Below are 6,423 nucleotides of genomic sequence, written 5' to 3'. Positions count from 1 at the left end.
CCCGGGGTGCGTCCCCGGGCCGACTGGTCCCGTCCCGTACCCGCGCGATGTCGAGCCCCGGAGCCCGCCCGCGGGGCTGTCGGTGCGCCCCGCTAGGTTTCCGATCATCAGCCGAACCGGGTGGAGGGGCACCGTGACCGACCGTACGAGCGAGACGATCAGCTGGGACGAGGTGCGCGCACTCATCGCCGACCGGATCCCTCAGGGGGTGATCGACCGGCTCTCCCCGCTGCCCGCCGGCGAACTGCGCCACCTGCGCACGCCGTTGCGCAGGCTCCGCACCGAGCTGGCGCGCGAGCTCTCCTCGGACGACACCCACCGTTACGTCGCCGCGTACGACCAGCTCGCCGCCCTGCAGTTCGCCGGCATCCTCTGCGCCGCCACCCCGGCCGAGGCCCACGACTGGCTGACCGCCCGCCGCCTCCTCGACATCACCTGGCCGCTGCCCGGCGGCGGCTCCACCAACCCCGATCCCCACACCCTCCTGCTGGCGCTGCTCCGGCCGCACCGCGACGCGGCGTTCCACCGCGAACTCGCGGTCCGGCTCGCCGAGTGGCTGCCCGCACGCGGCGACGGCGCCCGCTGGTTCATCGCCCACGGCCTGACCGTCTGGTCCGGCGCCGAACCGCCCGCCACCGACGGCTACGTGACCGGCTGGATGCGCCAAGGCAGCCTGATGCGCTACCACCACCGCGAGATCGGGGAGTGGTTCGCCGACCAAGGCCTGCGCGAGCCGGTGCCGCACCACGACACCCTGCTCTCCTGGCTCCGGGCCCAGCCCCGACTCGCCGAGTTCGTCCGACGGCTCTTCGAAGTCCCGAACACCGGAACCGAGTTCGCCGACCCGTACGCCGCCCGCTCCGGACCGGACAACGCGTGGCCCACGGCCCTCACCGCCCTGGCGACCGAGGGCCTGCTCGACCGCGCCGAACTGATCGACCTCTGCCTCGGCCGCCTCCTGCGCGGCGACCGACCCGGCAACCTGCGCGGATTCCTCCACCTGTACGCGGCGCTGGCACCCGACGCCGAGGAGGTCCTCGCCCGCGCCCGCGACCACGTCAGGCTGGCCGCCGACGGCGCGCCGGGCGCGGCGAAGGCCGCCCAGACGGCGCTGCGAACCGTGGACGCGCGGCTGCCCGCCGAGTTGTTCACCGACCTCACGGCCGCGGTGCTGGCCCGCCCGGAGAAGGCACTCGCCACAGCCCAGCTGAGCCGGGCCGACGCCGCGCTGCGCCGCGACCCGGCCGCAGCCGACTGCCTGCTGCCCGCCGTCGCCGCGGCCTTCACCCACCCGGCCCCCGCGATCCAGGAACGCGCCCTGGGCCTCGCCGCCCGCTACCTGCCCCACACCACCCCCGCCACCGCCGAGGCCGTGCGCGCCGCCGCCACCGCCCTCGGTCCCGCTCTCCAGCCCGACGCCCGCCGCGTGCTCGCCATCCCGGCCCCGGCCGCCGAGCGGCAGCACGACGGACCCATCGCCGCCGCGCACGTGGGGAACGCCGCACTGCCGGCCGCACCCGCCGGCCCGCTCGACCTCGCGGAGCGGTTGGGGGCCGTGCTGGCCGACCGCGTGCCCGACCCCGGTGAGTTCGAGGTGGTGTTCGCGGCTCTCGTCGCGGAACACCACCGCGACGCGACCGCCCTGCGGGCCGCTCTCGCCCCGCTCGCCGCACGCCGCGACGAGCACCCGGTCCTGTTCTGGGAAGCCCGCAGCGCCGGGGGAGCGCTCGGCTGCCTGCTCGACGCCCTGACCGGCCGACCGCACGAGTCCGGCGTGCACGCGGCCGAGCTGCTCGACCTCCCCGCCCACATGCGCACCCCCGCCGTGATCCCCGCACTGCGCGTCCACGAGGCGGCCTCGCGGATCACCGACGCGCCGGTGCCGCTCCTGCTCGCCACCCCCACCGCCGACGACGGCACGATCGACCCGGCCGTGCTCACCGAGCGGCTCGCGGCGTACCGAACCGCCGGTGTCGGTCCCTGGCCCGCGGACCTGGCCCAGTCGCTGCTCCGGACACCCCCGAGCGCGCTGCCGACCGTCCGTGCCGCCGCTGCCGGACTCGGCTGCGCCCTGCCTCCCGACACGGCGCCGCCCGTACCCGGTCGGTTCCACATCCAGACCCCGGACCTGCCCGAGCGGGTCGGCACCTTCGGCTGGGCCCCGCCCACACTCCCGCGCATCGCACCGCTAGCCGTCACCGCCGCGCCCGTACCCGAGGGCGTCACCGGACTGCTCCACACCCTCCCCGACCCCACCGAGACCGGCCGGTTCGTTGGCTCGCCGCCGACGCCGCCCACCGAACTCGTCCAGTTGCCCTGGCTGGCGCCCTGGCACCCCGAGACCGTCGCCGCACACGGCCTCCCCTCCGTGGTGCTCCAAGCGGACACGACCTCCGGCTCCCGTGGAACCAATCCCCTCCTGCCCCGGATCGCGGAACTCCCAGGGGAGTTCGGCCCGGTGAGCCACCTCCTGCTCGCGTACGGGCTGACCGCCGCCCGCACGGAGAACCGCACCGCCGCGCTGGACGCGCTGCTGGCACTGACCGCACGCGGCCGGCTCCGGCCGGAGGCGCTCGGCGAGTGGATCGCGGCGCTCTGGCGACTGTCCGCGGCCACGCCCAACCGGATCCTGCCCGTCCTGGCCGACGCCGCTCGCAGCGGCGCGGGCCGGACGGTGTGGACGGTGCTCACCGCCGTGATCACCGGCCTCACCGCCGAGCCCGGCAGGCGCGGACTGGCGGACGCCCTCGCACTCGCCGCCGAGTGCGCGGCAGCCGAAGGCATCCGCACCACCCTCCCCGCCCTCGCCGGCCTGGCCGCACCAACCGCGCCCAGCCGGGTCCGGGCGGAATCGGCCCGACTGATCCGGATCCTCACGACCTGACCGAGCCGGAGCGGATACCGACACCTGCGGTTCTGCCGTACGCGGCCGCGGCTGCGCCCGACAGCCGAACGCGCGATGCGGCAGGGGAAGCCTGAGGACAGGGGAAAAGGTGGAGACAGGAATCGAACCCATCTGAACGGCTCTGCAAGCCGCCGCCTCGCCACTCGGCCACTCCACCGCGACAACGGTGGGAAACGCTACACGCACATGAACCAGGATTCTCTGGGAGTGGTGATTGTTCACCCCGGAAGTCCTTAGTGTGTTTAGTGTTATTTCTCTCGACATGGCGTCGGAAAGGTCCGGGGGCCGGCGCGAAAAAGCCAGGTTGCGTTAGCCTGTGCCGATATCTCCGACCCGATGGGATTTCATTCATGGCCGTCGAGGAATCACGGTTCACCCGTACTACGGAGCTGCGCTGCGGAAGCGCCGCGAACCGGTGCCAGTACAAGAGCCTGCCCCTGCGCGACCTTCCCCCACTCGGTGTCGTGCGCCGCGCCCGGATCGCCCGCGAAGGCCTGCGTGAGCGCCGAGCCGACGTTCCGGCGCCCGGCCGGCCCTCCCGCTTCGCCGAGGGGGACTGGGTCAGGGTGAAGGACGAGGCCACGGTGCGCGCCACCCTCGACGCCAAGGACCGCCACCGCGGTTTGTGGTTCACCGGCAGCCAATGGTCGTACTGCGGCGGCGTCTACCAGGTCGAACGCGTCGTGTGCCGCATGATCGACGACCACTACCGCGTGCGGCGCCTGTCGGGCACCGTTGCCCTGGCCGGTGCCACCTGCCACGGTGCCGACGGGACCCAGGGCTGCGGACTGGACTGCGCACTGCTGTTCCGCGACGAATGGCTGGAGCCCGCCCCCGCGCCGGTGCCCGCCGCCCGGCCCGTCACCCTCTGGGCAACCGTGCGCAGCCTCGCGGAGATCCACGCGACCCTCGGCCCCGACGGGCGCCTGCACGGCGTTCCCTTCCAGGCGGGGATGGAGCGCCACGCCGGCACCCGTCACGGTGCCACCGAACTGCGCCACCGGTCCCTCGCCTGGTGGCAACACCCCACCGGGGGGCGCTGGTTCATCCTCCACGGCCTGCGCTGCGGCGGCGAACCGCTCGCCACCGGCTGCGACCGCCGGTGCGCCCTGCTCTGGCACGAGTCCTGGCTGCACGTCGAACCCGCCGCCGCACTGCGCTGAACGGCCGTCAGCGCCGCCAGCGGTCACGGACCAGCTTCGCGGTCAGGTGCAGCGGCCCGTCCCGGTCACCGACGTAGCAGCGGGGAAGCGCGTACACCCCGCTGTGAGCACCGGGGCTGACCGCGCACGCGTACGCGTAGCCGGCTTGCGCCACCGCCTCGACCGCGGCGGCGTCGAGCGAACCGTAGGGGTAGCAGAACCCCTCGACCGCCCGGCCCGTGAGGTCCTCCAGCACGTGGCGGCTGTCGGAGACCTGGGCCGCCAGATCCTGCGCGCCCAGGCCTGCCAGCCGCCGGTGCGTCAGCCCGTGCGAGCCGATCTCCATCCCGGCGGCAGCGGCTTCGCAGACCTCGCGCGCCGTCATCAGCGGCTTGCGCGGGCCCTGCCCGTCCCAGTCGTTGTATCCGCCCAGCCGGCCGGCCACCACGTAGACCGTCGCGGTGAAGCCGTGCTCCGCCAGTGCGGGCATGGCCTCCTCCACGAAGTCGCGGTATCCGTCATCGAAGCTGAGCCCCACCATGCCCGCGGCGGTGCCGTCCCGGTGGGAACGCATCAGGGCCCCCACCGACACCCCGCGCAGCCCGCGAGTGGACAACCAGCGCAGCTGGCGGCGAAACCGTGCGGGGGCAACGGTAATCAGATAGGGATCCTCGACCGTTGACGCCACCGAGTGGTACATGAGCGTCCACGGGAGACGTCCCGCACCTGCGCCGGGCGCTCCTTCCGAGCTACTGCGTGGTCGAATGATTCGCATGTTCCGCTCCAGCTGTCCGGGTGGCACTGCCTGTACAGGTGGCCCTCAAGGAGATTGCATTCTGGCAGCGTCGGACCCGGCTTCCGGTCGCGCCAGGCGACTGCGCGCCATTTCACCCGGATGCAGGAACGGGAGTCGCCTGATGGGGGTCGGCCCGAACAGCTCGGATGACGTTTCCACGCCGTGCGGGACCGCCCGGTCCGGCACCGGTTCGGCCGCTGGGCCTGCCCGGGCGGTGGGCGCAACCGCAGCCGTCGCGCACACCCGCGATCCTTCTGCGGTCCTGCCGAATCGGCCGCATCGGGGAAGCGAGAGGACCCGGGAGCGTAGCCTGCTCCCGGGCCCCTGTTTGCCGCCCAATTGCGCACACCGGCACGTTTAAGGGTTGCGGATCAGATTGAAATCGACGCGTTCTGCCTTTGAACTACCGTGCCACGAAGCGGCACAGACAGGACTTGAACCTGCATTCGTCGATATTCGTCCGCACCCGGTCGATCCGGTGTTCGGCGGCGAATGCTGAGACTGGAGCGGGAGTCTGAGATTCAAGGGGTCTGCCTCTGCCTGGTTGGGCTACCCCGGCCGGTGGTGCCGGGGGGAGGGTTCGAACCTCCACTGTGACCCCTGGTCAGCTTCAACATCAGTGTCAGCTTTTCGCACCGCGCAGCGCACCCGCCCGGTCTCCCGGAACAGGTCCCTGGCGCGCTCGGTGCGCCCGCCCGGCTCCCCGGGCGGGCGATCACGAGGCTACCGGAACAGGTAGCCGAAGACGGCGTCACCGACCCGTTGGTCGGTGACCTCGACGGCGTTGGCCTCCTCGCGGGCGAACTTGACTGCCTGCTGGAGCTTCTCCACGCGCTCGGCGAGCTCGTTCACCCGGCGGGCCGGCAGCGCGCCGGAGAACTTCACCGTGGTCCAGTAACCGACCGCGATGTCCTCGTAGTAGACCTCGACCTGGGCCGGGTGCTTCTCGGTGGCCTCGGCCTTGACGTGGTTGCGCGGCACCTTCTTGGTCCGGATGGTGCGCACCGGCTCGGTCTTCCAGGAGTCGGTGGAAGGGTCGAGGTTCCAGGACTCGGAGGCGTCCAGCACCGGGAGCTTCCTCACGAAGGTGAACAGGTCGGTGAGCTGCTTCTCCAGGAAGAGCAGGTACGGCACCGGCACCTGGGCGAGGAGCACCTGGCCGTCCACCACCACGTCGGCGCGGGCGCTGATGTTGGCCCAGTCCTTGGTGGCCGTCACATCGAAGAGCCGGGTGAGGGTGTTCGCGGTGGACCGCAGGATGTCCTCGGCCTTCAGCTGCACACGGGTCGACTCCGGCGGCAGCTGCTCGCCCTCCTCGTCCTTGGGCTGGTAGGTACGGGAGATCCCGGCCAGCAGCGCGGGCTTCTGCAGGTCCTGGTGGGCCTGCGTCAGCTCCTGGAAGGACTTGGACTTGACGCCCTTTTCAACGGCGATGATCTGGTTCAGCTTTGCCACGTCCGGGACGGTAGCAGTCCCGAACTGATCGGCGACACTTAATTATTGATCGAGTAGTCGATCCTGATGGTCCTCCGATGCGGCGACGGCTTGACGTTGACCCCCGGGGACGGGGGGTGTCCGCC

Annotated in this window: 4 protein-coding genes and 1 tRNA gene; 2 read left to right on the top strand and 3 right to left on the bottom strand. The window is 72.3% G+C overall.

Features of this window, described 5'->3' with window-relative positions; all coding sequences use genetic code 11:
* Positions 1-133: 133 nt before the first annotated feature.
* Positions 134-2,884 carry a DUF6493 family protein gene (locus ACFU7Y_RS37705; protein ID WP_380771051.1) on the top strand — a complete coding sequence of 917 codons (2,751 nt, stop codon included), beginning with the start codon at positions 134-136 and terminating at the stop codon, positions 2,882-2,884.
* A gap of 107 nt (positions 2,885-2,991) precedes the next feature.
* On the opposite strand, the gene ACFU7Y_RS37700 is transcribed toward ACFU7Y_RS37705, so the two are convergent.
* Positions 2,992-3,062, bottom strand: a tRNA-Cys gene (locus tag ACFU7Y_RS37700).
* Between the two features lie 193 nt (positions 3,063-3,255).
* Between ACFU7Y_RS37700 and ACFU7Y_RS37695 the strand changes: the two genes are divergently transcribed.
* Positions 3,256-4,068, top strand: a complete 813-nt coding sequence (locus ACFU7Y_RS37695) for a hypothetical protein (protein WP_224278113.1) — start codon at positions 3,256-3,258, stop codon at positions 4,066-4,068.
* A gap of 7 nt (positions 4,069-4,075) precedes the next feature.
* Here ACFU7Y_RS37695 and ACFU7Y_RS37690 read toward each other — a convergent pair whose 3' ends face one another.
* Both ACFU7Y_RS37690 and ACFU7Y_RS37685 read right to left on the bottom strand, forming a co-directional pair.
* Positions 4,076-4,621 carry a polysaccharide deacetylase family protein gene (locus ACFU7Y_RS37690; RefSeq protein WP_380771050.1) on the bottom strand — a complete coding sequence of 182 codons (546 nt, stop codon included), beginning with the start codon at positions 4,619-4,621 and terminating at the stop codon, positions 4,076-4,078.
* 945 nt (positions 4,622-5,566) lie between these two features.
* Positions 5,567-6,298, bottom strand: coding sequence for a hypothetical protein (locus tag ACFU7Y_RS37685; RefSeq protein ID WP_224278109.1), 732 nt, complete (start codon positions 6,296-6,298; stop codon positions 5,567-5,569).
* Positions 6,299-6,423 lie beyond the last annotated feature (125 nt).

The organism is Kitasatospora sp. NPDC057542 (assembly GCF_042801945.1).
Taxonomy (GTDB): Bacteria; Actinomycetota; Actinomycetes; order Streptomycetales; family Streptomycetaceae; genus Kitasatospora.
This window is presented reverse-complemented; position numbering and strand designations above follow the sequence as displayed.